Genomic DNA, 16,326 nt, shown 5'->3' with positions numbered 1-16,326 from the left:
CTGTCCTACCGCATCGGCCTCCGCACCTTCTCCGCCATGGAATCCCGCGTCGTCCTCGGCGTCCCCGACGCCTACGAACTCCCCCAGGCACCCGGCAACGGCTACCTGAAGCTGGACGTGGCCACCATGACGCGGTTCAAGGCGGCCTATGTCTCCGGGGCGATCGATGACGAGCAGCGGAGCATCGCCGAGGGCGGCCCGGCGCGTCCACGCCAGATCCTCCCCTACGGCCCCGTCTACCTTCCGCTGCCGAGGACCCCGGAGCCCGAGGAGGCCAAGCCGCTTCAGCAGACCGGCGAGCAGAGCCTGTTCGACGTGGTCGTCGAGCAGATCGCGGGGAACGGACCACCCGCGCACGAGATCTGGCTGCCGCCGCTCGACGTTCCGCCGACCGTCGACGAACTTCTCCCCCCGCTGTCGCCGACGCCGGACCTGGGGCTGACGACGGCGGACTGGGACGGGCGCGGACGGCTCGCCGCCGTGGTCGGGATCATCGACCGTCCCTTCGACCAGCGCCGCGACCCGTTCTGGGTCGACCTGTCGGCGGCGTCCGGGCACGTCGCGATGGTCGGGGCGCCGCAGACCGGCAAGTCCACGATGCTGCGCTCGCTGGTCACCTCGCTCGCGCTGCTGCACACCCCGCAGGACGTCCAGTTCTACTGCCTCGACTTCGGCGGCGGCACGCTCAGCGGCCTGTCCGGACTGCCGCACGTCGGCGGGGTCGCGTCCCGCCTGGACGCCGACCGGGTCCGCCGGACGGTGGCCGAGGTGTCGACCCTTCTGGAGCATCGCGAGCGGATGTTCACCGAACGCGGCATCGACTCGATCGCCGCCTACCGGCGCATGCGGGCGTCCGGCCGGATCGAGGGGGACGGCTTCGGCGACGTGTTCCTGGTCGTCGACAACTGGATGACGCTCCGCCAGGAGTACGAGCGGCTCGAGGAGGTCGTCACCGACCTCGCGGCGCGCGGCCTCGGCTACGGCGTCCACGTCGTCGCGACGGCGGGCAAGTGGTCGGAGTTCCGGATGGCGATCCGGGACGTGTTCGGCACCCGGCTGGAGCTGCGGCTCGGCGACCCCTACGAGTCGGAGATCGACCGCCGGCTCGCCGAGAACGTCCCGGCCGGACGTCCGGGACGCGGGCTGACCCGCGACGGCCTCCACTTCCTCGCCGCGCTTCCGCGCCTGGACGGCCACGGCTCCGCCGACGACCTCGCGGAGGGCGTCACGGCGATGGTGAGCGCGGTGCGCGAGGCGTGGCGGGGGCCGGTCGCGCCCGCCGTCCGGCTGCTCCCGGACACCCTGCCGGTCGCCGAACTGGACTCCGCGCCACGCGAGCCCTGGCGGGTGCCGATCGGCATCGACGAGAACGCGCTCGCCCCGGTCGAGCTGAACTTCCAGTCCGACCCGCACTTCGTCGTGGTCGGCGATGCCGAGAGCGGTAAGACGAACCTGCTGCGGCGGATCGCCGGCGGCCTCGCGGAGCGGCACGCCCCGGACGAGGCGAAGCTGATCTTCGTCGACTACCGCCGGACCCTGCTCGACACCGTCGACACCGACCAGCGCGTCGGGTACGCGGCGTCCTCGTCGGCGGCCACCGAGCTGGTGCTGGACCTCGTGGAGGTGCTCAACGACCGGCTGCCGCCCGCCGACCTGACCGCCGAGCGGCTGCGGGCGCGCTCGTGGTGGAGCGGCAGCGACGTCTTCCTCTTCGTCGAGGACTACGAGCTGGTCGCCACGGCGAGCAATCCGCTCCTCCCGCTCGTGGAGTTGCTCCCGCAGGCCCGCGACATCGGCCTCCACCTCGTCCTGTCCCGAGCCGTGGGAGGGGTCGGGCGAGCCCTGTACGACCCGGTGATCCAGCAGCTCAAGGACATGACGACGCCCGCGCTGATCATGTCCGGCAGCAAGGAGGAGGGACCGCTGTTCGGCGAGGTCCGTCCCGTCCCGCTCCCGGTCGGGCGGGGAACGCTCACCGATCGCCGGCGCGGGGCGCGGCTGATCCAGACGGCGCTCCTCTGACCACGGCCGTCCCGAGCCCGGTAAGCCGCCCGGGCGGTGGGCCACCCGCCGTCGGTGGGCGGCCCAAGCGCGGTGGACCGCACGAGGTGGAGCGGGGTCGGCTCAGGGGACGCGTCGCCCGGAGCACTCGCCTCCGCCCAGGGCCCCGTCTCGGTCCCTGGAGCCGATCACGCCGCCATCGGGGCCGACGTCCTGGGGTTCTTCCTGCTCTGGGCGGAGCGGGAGGCCGACCCATCCGGGGCGCCAGCCCCGGCGGCGGCCCATCGGGACGACGACACCCGCGAGCGCGGCGAGGGCCGCGGCTCCCAGCGTCCCGCCGGTCACCGCGACGGCGATCGTCCGGACATGTCCGTCGGACTCGGCCGGGGGCGCGAACCGCGCCGGTACGGGCGGCTTCGCCGCGGGCCCGCCCGAGGTCTCCTCCGGGAGCACGGCCGTGACGGCCTGGAGCGGATCGACCATGCCTCGTCCCGTGGCGGTCCCGACGTTGCCGTCCGCGGTCGCGACGACGCGGTGGATCACCTGCTGAGGGGTGAGCGCGGGGTGCCGGGCGCGGACGAGCGTCACGACGCCGGAGACGAAGGCCGCCGAGAAGCTGGTGCCGCCCGCCTGGAGGTTGTAGCCGTCACCGGTCCACGCCGTGTACACGTCCTTTCCGGGGGCGGCGACGTCGACGCGCGAGCCGAGGTTGGAGTTCTCGTCGCGCGAGCCGTCCCGGCCGAGGGCCGCGACCGAGAGCACACCCGGATAGCTCGCCGGGTAGGCGGGTCCGTCGTCGCCGTTCTTCTTCTTGGTGTTCCCGGCGGCGGCGACGACAACGGCGTCGTGTGCGAGGGCGTACTGAACGGCTTGCCGGAGTTCGGGGGTGTCCGCGACGCGGACCGAGACGTTGACGACCCGGGCCCCGGCGTCGACGGCGGCGCGGATCGACCTCGGCAGGCGGTCGCCGCCCTGGTCGTCCTGGTCGGCGTTCTGCTGCTTGACGATCACGAGGTGGGCGTCCGGCGCCACCCCGCTCAGCGGGACGCGGTGTCCCGCCATGTCGCGTCCCGCGATGAGGGCGGCGACGCCGGTGCCGTGACCGTCGCAGTCCCGGCGTCCCGTCCCGGTGAGGTCGACGAAGTCGGGCGACGCGACCCGTCCGTCCAGCATGGGGTGGTGGACGTCCGCTCCGCTGTCGACCACCGCGACCGTCACCCCGCCGCCGCGCGTCAGCGGCCACACCCGCTCGAACGCCAGGCGCTCCTGCGCCCACGAGGCCGGAATCGAACCGCGGTAGCCGCGTTGGGGATTGCAGTCGGCGGTCGGAGACTCCGCCTGGGGCGGCTTCCCCGTGGGCCGCCCGGTCGGGGAGGGCTTGGCTGACGGCGGCTTGGAACCGCCGGACGGCTTGGGCCTCGGGCTGTGTTTCGTGGGCGCGACCTGAGGCGCGTCGCGCCCCGCCGGGGCCGCCCAGGCAGGTGAGGCGAGAACGGTGGCGAGGGCCAGGCAGCCGCCCGCCGCGACGAAGCCCGGTGCACGCATAGCGCGTTCCTCCCACGAAGTGAGACCCGGCGGACGAAAGTAGTCGATCTCCCACCCCGTGGCCATCTTCCGGTGGTCAGACGGTGTGGCCTTCCCCGGTCAAGAGGAGGACGGCGCCCGGCGGGCGGGGGCCGACGGTTCAGGGGGTGTGGTGGCGGATCTCGTTGATGATCTTCTGCATGTCGTCCTTCTCGTCCGGGGGGCCGGTGAGCTGGACGGCGACGGCGGTGTCGACCGGGCCGCCCTGGCGGGAGGCGAAGACGTGGCTCATGGCCACGCGGACGACGCGCTCGTTCTTGCTGTTGGCGCCGGTCTCCTCGGCGTACTGCGTGGTGGGGTCGGTGGGACGCCAGTCCTTGGCGCTGATGACCATGGCGTTGCGGGCGGTCTCGCGCTGGGCGGGTCCGCAGCCGGACGGGCAGGGCTGGAGGGCGACGAGGCCGCCCGCGCTGGTGCCGCCGGTCGGCGGGAAGCCCTTGCCCTCGTGGAGGCAGATCCAGCGGTTGGAGAACGGGGCCTTGTCGCTGCGCATGCAGCCCCACTCGTCCGGGACGTTGAAGTCGAACGGGAGGCCGTTCAGCTTCATGAGGTGGAGCTTGTCGCCGCCGCCGAACGTCGGCCCCACCACGTGGGCCCTGTCGTCGCTGGGAAGTTTCGGCGTGTCCGGCGGGGACGGGCTGACGCTTCCGCTCCCCGGAGCCGGGAGGGAAGGGGCGGGTGAGGGGGCCGTCGTCGTCCTGCCGGAATCGTCGCCGACGAGCAGGACGACCACCGCGGCGATCACGATGCAGATGAGGGCCGCGAAGGCCGCGACCGGGATGAGCACGGGGATGCCGCGCGGGCCGCTGGGCGGCGGGGCGTGGACCGGCAGCGGGTCGTGCGGCTCGGTCGACCAGTGCGGGGCGAAGCCGGGCACGTTCGCGGGGGTCGGTTCCTCGGCGGACAGCGCGACCGTGTCCAGCAGCCCCAGGACGTCCTGCACCGCGCCACCGCCGGACGGGAGCGCCACCCAGATCGGCGGGACGGTCGTGGAGGAGCCCGCGACCTCACGGTCCTCGGAGAGCCCGCCGACGGCGGACGCCAGGCGTGCGCGGACGCCCGGGTCCGCTGCGGCGGTCGGGTACAGGACGCCGACGACGACCTTGGTCCTTCGGTGGTCCTCGCCGAGGAAGATCGTGCCCGCCCCGTGGGAGCCGAGGCGGCCGAGCAGGGTGAAGCCGCCGATCAGCCGGGGGTCGGCGAGCTGCAACGGTTCCGGGTTCGGCTCCACGGCCCTCCTTCGTCCGGTCTCCCGGGTTGGACGGCCGGACGGGCGATCGCGTTCAGGCCGATCCGGTCAGGGCGCAGCGTTCAGCCGGATCCGGCCAAAAGACCACAACCGGTGGCGAACGCCCTGAACAGGCATGATCAGGCTAGCTGGTTAGCAGTGCGAAAGTTTTTTGACGAAGCGGCCGCTCGGCAGGAATACCGGGAAGGATCTTGCGGTTGCAACTATCGCGTACAAGATCCCGCACGGCGGGTGACCCCTCTTCGATCTGAAGGAGATCACCGTGCAGAGCAGCATTCCCAAGGCTCGCAACGACGAGAACAAGACCGTGCGGACCCGCTCACTTCGGGCACTCGCCGTGGCGGCGAGGCTGGAACGACCGCACGCCCCGGAGGCGCCGCCAGGCGCCTCGGCCGGGCGTGCCGGACACCGGCCCGCGCGCCGCAGGGCACCTGAGAACGTCTGAGAAACCGCAGGTCCGACCGTGGCCCTCACGCGAGATTTCGCGTGAGGGCCACGCCTCTATGTGGGACAAACTAGGATTTTCTGACCACACCGCTGGAACGACCGCAGGGAACGTCTGCGACGGGGGAGAGCCGAGTGACGGACAGGACGATGCCCGACGCCCACCCGCTACGGCCAGGCGACCCGGGCGAGCTCGGCGCCTACGACGTGCTGGGCCGGCTCGGCGAGGGCGGCCAGGGTTCGGTCTTCCTGGGCCGGAGCAAGCGCGACCACACCGAGCTCGTCGCGATCAAGCTGCTGCACACCGGGCTCACCGGGGACGCGACGGCGCGCAACCGGTTCGTCCGGGAGCTCGAGGTCGCCAAGCGCGTCGCCCGCTTCTGCACCGCGCAGGTGATCGACGCGGAGGTCGCGGGCGACCGCCCGTACATCGTCAGCGAGTACGTGCCCGGAATGTCGCTGCAGCGGCTCGTCCTGGAGGACGGGCCGCGCACCGGGGGCGCCCTGGAGCGGCTGGCGGTCAACACGCTGACCGCGCTGCAGGCGATCCACCAGGCCGGGATCGTGCACCGCGACTTCAAGCCGCACAACGTCATGATGGGCCCGGACGGCCCGCGCGTGATCGACTTCGGCGTCGCGCGCGCCCTCGGCGCGGCGGGCGAGACGCAGAACGTCGGCACCCCGGCGTACATGGCGCCGGAGCACTTCACCGGCGGCGCGGTCGGCCCCGCCGCCGACATGTTCGCCTGGGGCACGACGATGGCCTTCGCCGCCACCGGCCGTCCCGCCTTCGGCAACGACGAGATGGCCGGTGTCATGCACCGGATCCTGACCGGCGACCCCGACCTCGGCGACCTTCCCGACCCCCTCCGCTCGATCGTGCTCGCGTGCCTGGACAAGGACCCCGCGCGCCGCCCCAGCGCCCGCGAGGCGCAGGAACGCCTCGTCGGAGCCGCCGCCGGAACCAACCCCGTCTCCACACCGCCCGCCCCCTCATGGTCCGTCCCCGCAGACCAGACTGTCGCGTCCGGCCAGCCCGGCGCACCTTCCGGCCAACCTGTGGAAAACAGCGGCGCCAACGGCCTCTCGCCCTTCCAGTCCGCATCGAACTTCCCCGCTGCGCCAGGTCTGCCTGGGGCGGACCCCATGAACGCGTCCAACCCGGGCACGCCACTCGCGCAGGGCAATTCGGGGCCGAATCCGTGGGGCAACACTGGCGGCTCCCCCAATGCGGGCGGTGCCGCATGGGGTGACGCCTCGAACCCCGGCCTCCCGGGCAACACAGGCGGTTCCACTTGGGCGGACGCGTCCAACCCCGGCACCCCGCCCAACGCCGCCGCATGGAACGGACAACCGGGGCCCGGTGCGCCCAACGCGATGTCCAACACCGGCGGCGGCACCCACCCCGGTGGTCCCTGGCCGAACGCTGCGGGCCCCGGCGTCCCTGGCGGACCGGTTGGCCCGTCCAGCACGGACGGCCAGACGAACCCCGGTCCCCCGCCAGTGGCATGGAACGGCGGCGGCCCCGGCTCGTCCAACAACGGCAAGCAGCGGAAGCTGCTCATCCCGCTGGTCGCCGCCGCAGCCGTGCTCGTCGTGATCGGGGGCGTGTCGGCATGGGCACTGATGGGGTCCGACGACAAGGGGAAGGGCGACAAGCCCATCGCCCAGGGTGACGGAGCGAGCGGCAACAACCCCTCAGGCGAGGCCGCGGGCAAGGTGGGCGGCAAGAAGTCCAAGTCGCCGAGCAAGAAGCCCAGCAGCTCACCGTCCTCCGGCACCCCCACCAAGGACGACTCGCCGAAGCCCGGCGACGGCAAGAAGCCGGGCAGCTCCCCCACGAAGGAACCGGCGAACCGGTACACCCCGCAGCAGGTCTGCAACTCCGGTGGGCATGGCGGCGGCTACAACGTGCAGCGCTCCGCCCCCGCTTCGGGCGGGACGGCCTACATGCTCTACGGCAGCTCGGGCTACAACTGCGCCGTCACCATGAAGACGACCGGCGTCGGCGCCAAGACGCCCGTCTCGGTGTGGATCCAGGCCCAGGGAAGCGGGCAGATCGCCGACTCCGGCGCGTTCCAGTGGTACGCGGGCCCGGTCTACGTGAAGGCGCCCAAGACGTGCGTCCGGTTCGGCGGGAACGGAGCGACCGCCCCCTACGGCAACTGCGGCTGACCCCTCCCACCGCCACCGTCACCGTCACCGCCGCGGAGCCACGTCCATCCGGCCCCGCGGCGAAGCCGCTTCCACCCGCGCTACGGCGGCGCTGTGTCCGCCTGGCACCGCCGCGAAGCCGTGTCCATTCGGCACCGCCGCGAAGCCGTGTCTAACGGCGCTGCGGCGGAGCCGTGTGCTCACGGCGACGCCGCGGCCCGCGTCCGGCCGGGTGCCTCCCACAGGTGCGCGCGCACGCCTAAAGGGCGCACCCGTGTTTCCACGGATGCGCCACGGTCGCCCTCAGGCCCCGATGCGGGCCCGGCGCGGGCTCAGTTGTCGGACGGTGTGATGAGGTGATCGAAGTCGCCGTCCTTGGCGCCGAGGATCAGCGCCTCGATCTCCGGACGGGTGTAGATGAGGGCGGGGCCCTCCGGGTGGCGCGAGTTTCGCATGGCGACACGGTCGCCGGGGAGTTCCGCGATCTCGACGCAGTTTCCTTGGGAGTTGCTGCGGCGCGACTTGAGCCAGCGCGCACCGCGCAGGCTGGTCGCCGGCATCCCGTTGTACGGATAGGGGACGGCGTGGGGCCGACCGTCACCGGTCGGGAGCGGGGGCTCGTCGGTCGGGAGCATCATGTCTCTCTGAGGAAATCACCGAGAAGCTCGACGGTGTGCTCCGGGGTCGCACTGTCGACGGACAGCCGCTCCATGGCCTGGAGATACGTGTCGACGTCGTCGCGCTTGTCGAGGTACATCGCGCCGGTGAGGCTCTCCACGTACACCACGTCCGGAAGGTCCTGTTCGGGGAACCGGAGGATGGTGAACGCGCCGCCCTCGGCGGCGTGCGCGCCGAACTTGAACGGCATGACCTGGATGGTGACGTTCGGCAGCTTGGACACCTCGATGAGGTGCTCGAGCTGGCCGCGCATCACCTCAGGACCGCCGATCGGCCGCTTCAGCGCGCTCTCGTCCAGGACGGCCCACAGGCGGGGCGCGTCCGGAGCGGTGAGCCGTTCCTGGCGCTGCAGGCGCAGGCTCACGCGTTGTTCGATCTCGCTTTCGGGTGCGCCCGCGTTGCCCTGCTGGATGATGGCCCGCGCGTAGCCCTCCGACTGCAGCAGCCCCGGAACGAACTGCAGCTCGTAGGTGCGGATGAGCGCCGCCGACTCCTCCAGCCCGACATAGGTCTGGAACCAGTTCGGCAGGACGTCGGTATAGCGGTGCCACCAGCCGGGCGTGTTCGCGTCCCGCGCGAGCTGCAGCAACGCGTGCCGCTCCCGCTGGTCGTCCACGCCGTACAGGGTGAGCAGGTCTTCAACGTCGCGTTCCTTGAAGCTGACCCGCCCCAGCTCCAGTCGGCTGATCTTGGACTCGGACGCGCGGATGACATAACCCGCGTCCTGGCGGCTCACGCCCTTCGCCTCACGCAGGCGACGGAGCTGTGAGCCGAGCAGGATGCGGCGGACCGTCGATCCGGTACCCGGCGTCTCTGGAGCCACGCCCAACCTCCCGGCCGTTCTGGCGGACAGCGAACCTAGTGTGCCACCGCCCGGCGGGATCCGCCGGGGGGTGCGGGGAGCACGATCCCCTTTCGACTGTTGACCTTGGAATCCGTCGTCCGGACACCTCCTGTTCCGACCTGCTTCGTTGTGCTCTGGAGCGTGCAGGCGTCAGATGCACGTGCATCTGGCGATGCATTTGCCCCTTGCATTCGCACGCTACGATGCGCAGGATAACGCACGAGACTTCCGAGCCATGGCTGCACAACGAGATCACTCTGCGGGGTCCCGGGAATGACGTCACGCCACGCGCACGACGACACGTGCTGGAGGGTCGAGTCCGCCGCGCACGCAGCGTCCTCGGCGCCCTCCGCCATGCCGCCTGCCGCGCCCTCGGGCGCGTCCGCGGCGAGCGTCCCGGAGGCCGCAGACCTCCCACCGAACCTGGACCACGCGCTGAGCGACCTGGTCCTGCCGAGCGTGACGGCGGTGACCTTCACGGTCCTGCCCGACCCCGAGTCGGTCACCGCGGCGCGCCACTTCACGCTCACCCGCCTCACCGAGTGGGGCCTGGCCCCGCTCGGCGACGACGTCGGGCTGGTCGTCTCCGAACTGGTGACCAACGCGCTGCGGCACAGCGGCGGGACCAGCTCCTGGTGGACGAGCCCGGACGGGCACCGCGGCGACGTGCACGAGTTCGGCGACGCCGCGGACCCGCTGTGCTCGGCCCCCACCGCCATCCGGCTCCGGCTCCTGCACCGCGCGGACTGGCTACTGTGCGGCATCTTCGACGCCAGTTCCGACGGTCCGCGCCGCAAGGAGCCCGACTACATCGCCGAAACGGGACGCGGTCTCCACCTCGTGGAGTCGTTCAGCTCGCGCTGGGGCTGGTCGTCCCTGCCGTTCGGCAAGGTCGTCTGGGCGCTCTTCAAGACGACCTGACCGGGCCCGTCCCGGGTACCTCACCTGGGGGTCGTCCGCCACGGCCCGTCCCGGCGCCGGGGAACGGCCGGCGGGATAACCGGCGGTTCCCCGGGTATAGCCATCACCCATCAAAGCGCTGACAGGGAGTGGTCGTGGAATTCGCGGTCGAACATCGGGTCGTGCAAGACCTCACCGTGGTCAAGATCAGCGGCGAGATCGACGTGTTCACCAGCCCGCGCCTCCGCGAGAGCCTGCTCGACATCATCGACAACGGCGGGCTGCACCTCGTGGTCGACCTCGGGGAGGTGACCTTCCTGGACTCCACCGGGCTCGGCGTGCTCGTCGGCATCTACCACCGCCTGCGCGCACGAGACGGCTCCATGTGCTTCATGGGCGTCAACGAGCGGGTCCGCCGGGTCTTCCACGTCACCCAGCTCACCAAGATCTTCGTCCTGCACAAGACGTTCGGGGACGCGCTCGCCGCGCACCAGGCCTCCGGCTCGTCCCGCGGGACCCCGTCCTCTACCTGACGACGTGTTGGCGGCGACATCTTCTCGCGCGCGGACATGTGCGCGCGGGTGTGCGATGACGTGGGCGCGCATGCGCGCGTGACGGGGCGCGCTTCACGCGCATGAGGGGAAGTCCCAGCCGGTACGGTGAATCCGGGGATCAAGCCCGCTGCCGGGCGGGCTACGACGTTTCCCCCGGAAGCGATCCACCGACCGGACGGGAGCACTTCGTGGCCGAACAGCCGCTGCACGAGCACACGCTCGGCAATGGCCTGCGGGTGGTGGTCTGCGAGGACCATGTAGTACCGCTGGCCGCCGTCAACATCTGGTACGGCGTGGGCTCGCGGCACGAGCACGCCGGCCGCACGGGCCTCGCCCACCTCTTCGAGCACCTGATGTTCCAGGGCTCGGGGAACGTCGCCGAGGGCGAGCACGCCGCGCTGCTGGAGGCCGCCGGGGCGTCCTTCAACGCCAGCACGTCCTTCGAGCGCACCAACTACTACGAGACCGTCCCGGTGAGCCACCTCGAGCTCGCGCTGTGGCTGGAGGCCGACCGCATGGGGACGCTCCCTGCGGCGCTCACCCAGGCGAACCTGGACAACCAGCGGGACGTGGTGAAGAACGAACGCCGCCAGCGCTACGACAACCAGCCCTACGGGACGGCCTTCGAGCGCCTGTGCCGCCTGACGTTCCCGTCGGGCCACCCCTACGCGCACACGCCGATCGGGTCCATGGAGGACCTGGACGCCACCACGCTCAAGGACTGCACGGACTTCTTCGGCACCTGGTACGCGCCGCACAACGCGGTGCTGTCGATCGTCGGCGACGTCGACCCCGAGGAGACGCTGAGCGCCGTCGAGAGGTACTTCGGGGGCATCCCGGCGGGTCCGGCAGCCCCCGAGGCGCGTCCGGGCGATCTCGGGCCGCTCAGCGGCGTCACGGGCGAGGCCGTCGACGAGGACGTCCCGTCGCCCGCGTACTTCGCGATGTTCACGCTGCCGACCGACGGCGGCAACGAGATCGAGGCGGCCGAGATGGCCGCCGAGGTGCTCGGCGGCGGGTCCGGATCGCGGCTGTACGACCGGATGGTCCGCCGTGACCAGATCGCCACCGAGGTGTGGGCGGGCGTCACCCGGCTCGCGGGCGGCCCGTCTCTCGCGCTCGTCGAGGCCGTCGGCCCGGACGTGGAGAAGATCTCCGCCGTGCTGGACGAGGAGCTGACCCGGTTCGCGGCCGAGGGCCCGACCGAGGAGGAGGCCGCGCGCGCGACCGCGCAGGCCGAGCGCGGCTTCCTCGAGCGCACCGAGACCGTCACCGGCCTCGCCAACGCGCTCTCGCAGAACGCGACCCAGTTCGGCGACGCGTCCCGGGTGTTCACCGCGCCCGCGCGCGCCGCGGCCGTCACGGGCGACCAGATCAAGCAGATGGCGGGCCGCTGGCTGGCGCCGGGCGCCCGCACCGCGCTCACCTATGGAGGTGCGTCCAAGTGACCGAGACGGTGAGGCTCGCCGAGCGGCCCGTCCCCGGCCCGTTCCCGGCGTGGGAATTCCCCGCGTCGACGTCCGGGCGGGTGCCGTCCGGTCCTGGAACGCTGCGCTGCGAACTGCCGGGCCGTCGCCTGGCAGCCGTCCGGCTCGTCCTGGACGCGGGCGCGGGACGCGAAGGCTCCGACCAGGACGGCGTCGCCACGCTCACCGCGCGCGCGTTCCTGGAGGGCACCGAGGCCGGTGGCGGCACGGCCCTGACGAACGCGTTCGAGCGTCTCGGCGCGTCCCTGTACGCGTCGGCCGACCTGACCGCGCTGCGCATCGCCCTGGACGCTCCCGTGACGCGTCTCGCCCAGGCGCTGGAGCTGCTGGGCGAGGTCCTGCGCGGGCCCGCGCTGGCCGACTCGGACGTCCGGCGCCTGGTGAACGAGCGCCTGGAGGAGATCGCGCAGGAGGACGCCGACCCGGGCTCCCGCGCGGCACGCGAACTGCGCGCGGTCCTGTTCCCGGCAGAGGCGCGCGCGTCGCGTCCGACCGGGGGCTCGCGCGCGTCCGTGGAGGGGCTGACGGGCGACGCGGTGCGCGCGTACTTCGGCTCCGTCGTCCCGGCCGAGGCCACTGCGGTCGTCGCCGGTGACATCGCGGGCACGGACGTGGAGGCGACCCTCGCGGACGCGCTTTCCGGCTGGGCCTCGTCCGGCCCGGCGCTTCCGGCGGCCGACACCATCGCGCCCGTGAACGCGCCGCGCATCGTCATCGTGGACCGTCCCGGCTCTGTGCAGACGTACCTGAACATCAGCCACAGCGTCCCGGACCGCACGAACTCCGACTGGCCTCTGCTGTCGGTCGCGGCCCACGTCCTCGGCGGCGGCCTGACGTCGCGGCTGAACGCCGTCCTGCGCGAGGAGAAGGGCTACACGTACGGCGTGCGCACGGGCATCCTGCGGATGCCGTACTGCGGCGTCTTCGTGACGCAGGGCTCGGTCCACACCGAAGTGACCGGCGACGCCGTCGCGGACGCCCTGACCCAGCTGCGCTCCATCGGCGAGCGCGGCGTCGAGGCGGACGAGGCGACCGCCGCGATCAGCGCCCTCGCCGACCGCGCGCCCGGGGAGTACGAGACCTCCCGCGCGGTGGCCGCCGAACTCGCCGACGCGTCCGCGAGCGGCCTCGGCACGGACTACCCGTCCCGTTACCTCGCCGCCGTGCGCGCCGCGACGCCGGAGTCGATCGCACGCGCGTACACGACCCACGTCGACACCGAGCGACTGACGGTCATCGCGGTCGGCGACGCGTCGCAGATCCGGGAGCCCCTGGAGAAGCTCGGGTACGCGACCGTGAGCGTGACGGCGAAGTAGTTATCCACAGTCCCGGCGGCCGTTCGGCCGCCGGGATCCGCTGGGCGTAGTGTGCCGCTTGTCGGATGACGGGTCGTCCGAAGACGAGAGGGGATCGTCCAGTGGGATACGCGGGACCGTCGGTGGACACCGTCCTCGCCGAGCCGCGCTGCGCGCCCGGCGGCGTCGTGGCGGGCAACGTCCACCTGCGCGGCGGGGCCGCCCCCACCGACATCCGGCACGTCACGATCGCGCTCATGCCGCGCATGCGCGACCCGCACGGCCGCGACATCGCCGGTCCCGAGGCCTACCGGGGCGCGCTCACCCGCTCCTTCATGCTCGGCCCCGGCGAGGAGCGGGCGCTGCCGTTCTCCATCCCGCTCCCGTACGAGCTGCCGTTCACCACCGTTCTCGGCCACGAGCTGCCCGGCTTCACCCTCGGCCTGTGCACCGAGGTGGACGTCCGCGGCGGGCACGACCCGGGCGACGTCGACCCCATCTCGGTCGAGCCGCTGCGCTCCCAGCAGTGGGTGCTCCAGGCCGCCGCGCGCATGGGCTTCACCATCTCCACGGTCGCCTTCCACACGTCCAGGGTGGAGGGCCTGTCCCAGCAGCTCCCGTTCCACCAGGAGATCCAGCTCGCCCCGCCGCCGCAGTACCGCGGCCGGCTCGGCGGCGTCGGCCTCACCTTCATCGCCAGCCCGACCACGATGGGCTTCAAGCTCCGCGCCCACGACCGCTCGGCCCCCTACGACGACGACTCCTACGGCGTCTTCGTCGTCGACCACCCCGAGTCCGGCGAGAGCGACTGGACGTCCCGCCTCACCGAGTGGCTCGAGTCCGCCGTCGTCCTGCCTCCGAGCCTCGACCACAGCCCCGGCCCGCCGGGAGCCCACGCGGCCTCGCCCGTCGCGGGCCCTCCGGCCCTGCCGCCCGGGTTCGGCCCCGCCTCCGGCGGCTCACACCCCGTCCCTCCGGGCCTCCCTGGGATGCCGCCTGGTGGTCCCGGGCCGGGCGGCCCTCTCGGGCCCGCCGCCCCGGGGCCTGGCGGCTTCGGCCCAGCGCCTGGGCCCGGTGCTCCCGTGCCTCCGCCGGGTGCTCCGATGCCTGGGCCGATGGGGCCCGGGCCTGGGCCAGCGGTTCCGGGCTCAGGGGCTCCCGGTCCCGCTTTCGGTCCTGGCGCGCCTGCGCCTGCTTTTGGTCCGGGCGCGGGGGGAGCTCCTGGCATGCCTCCCCATCCGGTCGGTCCGGGTGGGCCTCCCATGCCGCCAGGCGCGGGAATGCCTCCCGGGCCGGGGGTGCCTCCTGGCGCGGCGCACTTCGGCGCTCCTCCCATGCCTCCGGGGCCGGGCGCGGCCCATGCGGCACCGGGCATGCCCCCGGCGGCCCATGGCGTTCCCGGTGCGCCGCCTCCGGGCCCGCCGTCGCCTGGTCCCATGGGGCCTGGAGGAGCGGCCGTCCCGCCTGGTCCCATGCCGGGTCCGAACGGGCCCATGCCCGGTCATGGGCCAGGGCCTCAGGGGGTGCCGCATGGTGCGCCTGGGGGGCCGCCCTTCCCTGGGGCGCCTGCGTCTGGTCCCGGCATGCACGCGTACCCACCGCCTCCGGGGCCGCCCGGCGGTGCCGTCCCTCCGGGGATGCCGCCGGGGCGTCCTCCTGGGGCACCGTTCCCGCCGCCTCCAGGCGCCGCGCCGTTCCCGCCGGGGGCCGCGCCGATGCCGCCCGGCCCCGGCATGCCTCCGCCGCCGATGGCGCCCTATCCACCGGCCGTGCACGGTCCGCCGATGTACGCCCACGGGCACCATCACCACCATGCGCCGTACTACCACCCGGGTGCGGAAGTGGCCGCCGCAGGCGTGGTCATCGCGGGCGGCATCGTCGCCGGAGCCGCCGCCCACGTGGCGGCGCACGCGGTGGTCGACGGCATGGCGGAAGGCATCGTGGAGGGCGCCGACTTCTTCGCCGACATGCTCGACCTCTTCGGCTAGCCACCCCGGCTGTCCGGAATTGGGGTTTGGAGTGTCCGTTGAAGGGTGGGGACGGGGTGAAGACCGGGAGACAGGCGTGCGATTCGGGCGAGTTGGGTCGCGGCTGGGGTTAGTTCGGTCCCGGGTGGTTAGGTTGAGTGCGGTGCCTGCCCCCGAGGGAGCCGTATGACCACCACAGTGATCCTGGTGCTGCTATGCCTGGCGATCGCCGGGCGCGAACTGTATCTGGCGTCCGACAAGCGACTCCCCCGCGCGCAGGCCGAGCTGCGCGAACTGCGTGACCGGGTGGCCGACCTCACCCGGCGGCAGGACGCGATGCGCGCCGACCTGGACCGGTCCGTTCAGGCTCCCCCGCCCGAGGAGCCACCGCAGCCCCTCGGAGTCGAGGCCCCGTCGCCCGAGCTGGTCGGCCACCTGGACGCGCTCACCGATCGGGTCGACCGGGTCGAGAAGGAACTCGGCATGCTGTCCGGGCAGGTCGCCGAGCTGGACCTCGACCGCGAGGCGCAGCGCGCGCTCGCCCGGTCCCTGGACGTCGTCGAGCAGGACGTCCGGGAACTGCATCAGGAGATGCTCGACCGGCTCGCGTCCGAGAAGGGCGTGGTCTCCGGGGTCGTCCTGAGCGAGGAGGGCGAGGCGGAGGCGCTGCTGATCGAGGCGTTCGAACGCTCCGCCACCGAGTTCGGGCTGCGGGTGCGGATCCGCGACCAGCGAACCGCCGGAGTGGGCGGCGGCGGGTTCATGGGGACGTCCTACTACCTGTCCGGACGGCGTTCCGAGGCGCTGGCGGAGGAGATGTTCGCGTACGCGCGCGGACTGTACGACCCGCAGGATCCGTCGGGGCTGGCTGCGCTGCTCACCGAGTTGGCGCACCTGCGTGGCGACGCGCTCGTCCGGTTCGGCCTGTTCATCGCCGTCCGGGCGCAGGATGACCTGCTGTGCGGCCTGCTCTCGGAGGACACCGGGGCGGCGTCGTTCGCCGAAAACGAGGTCGACCCCCGGGAACTCGTCGCCCGCGTCCGCGCGCTCCCCGACTCCCAGCAGTGCGACCTGAGCTGGCTTCGCGCCGAGGAGTGACGGTTGTGAGATGACGCGCCGGATGGGTGACCTGTCGCCCGCCCGGCGCGTTCTTGGTCTCGGCCTCGGAC

General features: G+C 72.7%; 12 protein-coding genes. 8 read left to right on the top strand and 4 right to left on the bottom strand.

Translation table 11 applies throughout. The annotated features are described in order from the left end of the window. Positions 1–2,022 (top strand): type VII secretion protein EccCb (eccCb, locus tag P696_RS0129715; protein WP_026415175.1); only part of this gene is annotated, 2,022 nt, incomplete at its 5' end. A 102-nt stretch (positions 2,023–2,124) separates the two neighbouring features. Here eccCb and mycP read toward each other — a convergent pair. Then, on the bottom strand, positions 2,125–3,546 hold the full coding sequence (gene mycP, locus P696_RS49030) for a type VII secretion-associated serine protease mycosin (RefSeq protein ID WP_051468349.1): 1,422 nt from the start codon (positions 3,544–3,546) through the stop codon (positions 2,125–2,127). Between the two features lie 139 nt (positions 3,547–3,685). After that, the gene (locus P696_RS53100; RefSeq protein WP_026415174.1) at positions 3,686–4,816 is read right to left on the bottom strand and encodes a hypothetical protein; all 1,131 of its coding nucleotides are present in this window, start codon (positions 4,814–4,816) and stop codon (positions 3,686–3,688) included. A 597-nt stretch (positions 4,817–5,413) separates the two neighbouring features. Between P696_RS53100 and P696_RS56335 the strand changes: the two genes are divergently transcribed. Next, positions 5,414–7,453: a serine/threonine protein kinase gene (locus P696_RS56335; RefSeq protein WP_051468348.1), complete on the top strand. Its 2,040-nt coding sequence runs from the start codon at positions 5,414–5,416 to the stop codon at positions 7,451–7,453. 311 nt (positions 7,454–7,764) lie between these two features. Here the strand turns inward: P696_RS56335 and P696_RS0129695 are convergent, their stop codons facing one another. After that, complete coding sequence (locus P696_RS0129695; RefSeq protein WP_084338374.1) at positions 7,765–8,070, bottom strand: DUF397 domain-containing protein; 306 nt, start codon at positions 8,068–8,070, stop codon at positions 7,765–7,767. Next, positions 8,067–8,888: a helix-turn-helix domain-containing protein gene (locus tag P696_RS0129690; protein ID WP_084338391.1), complete on the bottom strand. Its 822-nt coding sequence runs from the start codon at positions 8,886–8,888 to the stop codon at positions 8,067–8,069. The genes P696_RS0129695 and P696_RS0129690 overlap by 4 nt, the downstream gene beginning before the upstream one ends. Positions 8,889–9,227: 339 nt before the next feature. Between P696_RS0129690 and P696_RS0129685 the strand changes: the two genes are divergently transcribed. The 6 genes from P696_RS0129685 (at position 9,228) to P696_RS0129655 (ending at position 16,255) form a co-directional block, all read left to right on the top strand. Further along, positions 9,228–9,875: an ATP-binding protein gene (locus P696_RS0129685; RefSeq protein ID WP_245627867.1), complete on the top strand. Its 648-nt coding sequence runs from the start codon at positions 9,228–9,230 to the stop codon at positions 9,873–9,875. Between the two features lie 134 nt (positions 9,876–10,009). Beyond that, a complete protein-coding gene (locus tag P696_RS0129680) occupies positions 10,010–10,387 on the top strand; it encodes an STAS domain-containing protein (RefSeq protein ID WP_026415170.1) in 378 nt (125 codons plus the stop codon). Positions 10,388–10,596: 209 nt separating this feature from the next. Then, the gene (locus tag P696_RS0129675) at positions 10,597–11,856 is read left to right on the top strand and encodes a M16 family metallopeptidase (protein WP_034487639.1); all 1,260 of its coding nucleotides are present in this window, start codon (positions 10,597–10,599) and stop codon (positions 11,854–11,856) included. Further along, on the top strand, positions 11,853–13,211 hold the full coding sequence (locus P696_RS0129670; protein WP_026415168.1) for a M16 family metallopeptidase: 1,359 nt from the start codon (positions 11,853–11,855) through the stop codon (positions 13,209–13,211). The genes P696_RS0129675 and P696_RS0129670 overlap by 4 nt, the downstream gene beginning before the upstream one ends. Positions 13,212–13,312: 101 nt before the next feature. Then, positions 13,313–15,178, top strand: a complete 1,866-nt coding sequence (locus P696_RS54980) for a sporulation protein (protein ID WP_170026608.1) — start codon at positions 13,313–13,315, stop codon at positions 15,176–15,178. A 165-nt stretch (positions 15,179–15,343) separates the two neighbouring features. Beyond that, complete coding sequence (locus P696_RS0129655) at positions 15,344–16,255, top strand: hypothetical protein (RefSeq protein ID WP_026415166.1); 912 nt, start codon at positions 15,344–15,346, stop codon at positions 16,253–16,255. Positions 16,256–16,326 lie beyond the last annotated feature (71 nt).

It is taken from the genome of Actinomadura oligospora ATCC 43269 (genome assembly GCF_000518265.1).
Classification (GTDB): Bacteria; Actinomycetota; Actinomycetes; order Streptosporangiales; family Streptosporangiaceae; genus Spirillospora; species Spirillospora oligospora.
This window is presented reverse-complemented; position numbering and strand designations above follow the sequence as displayed.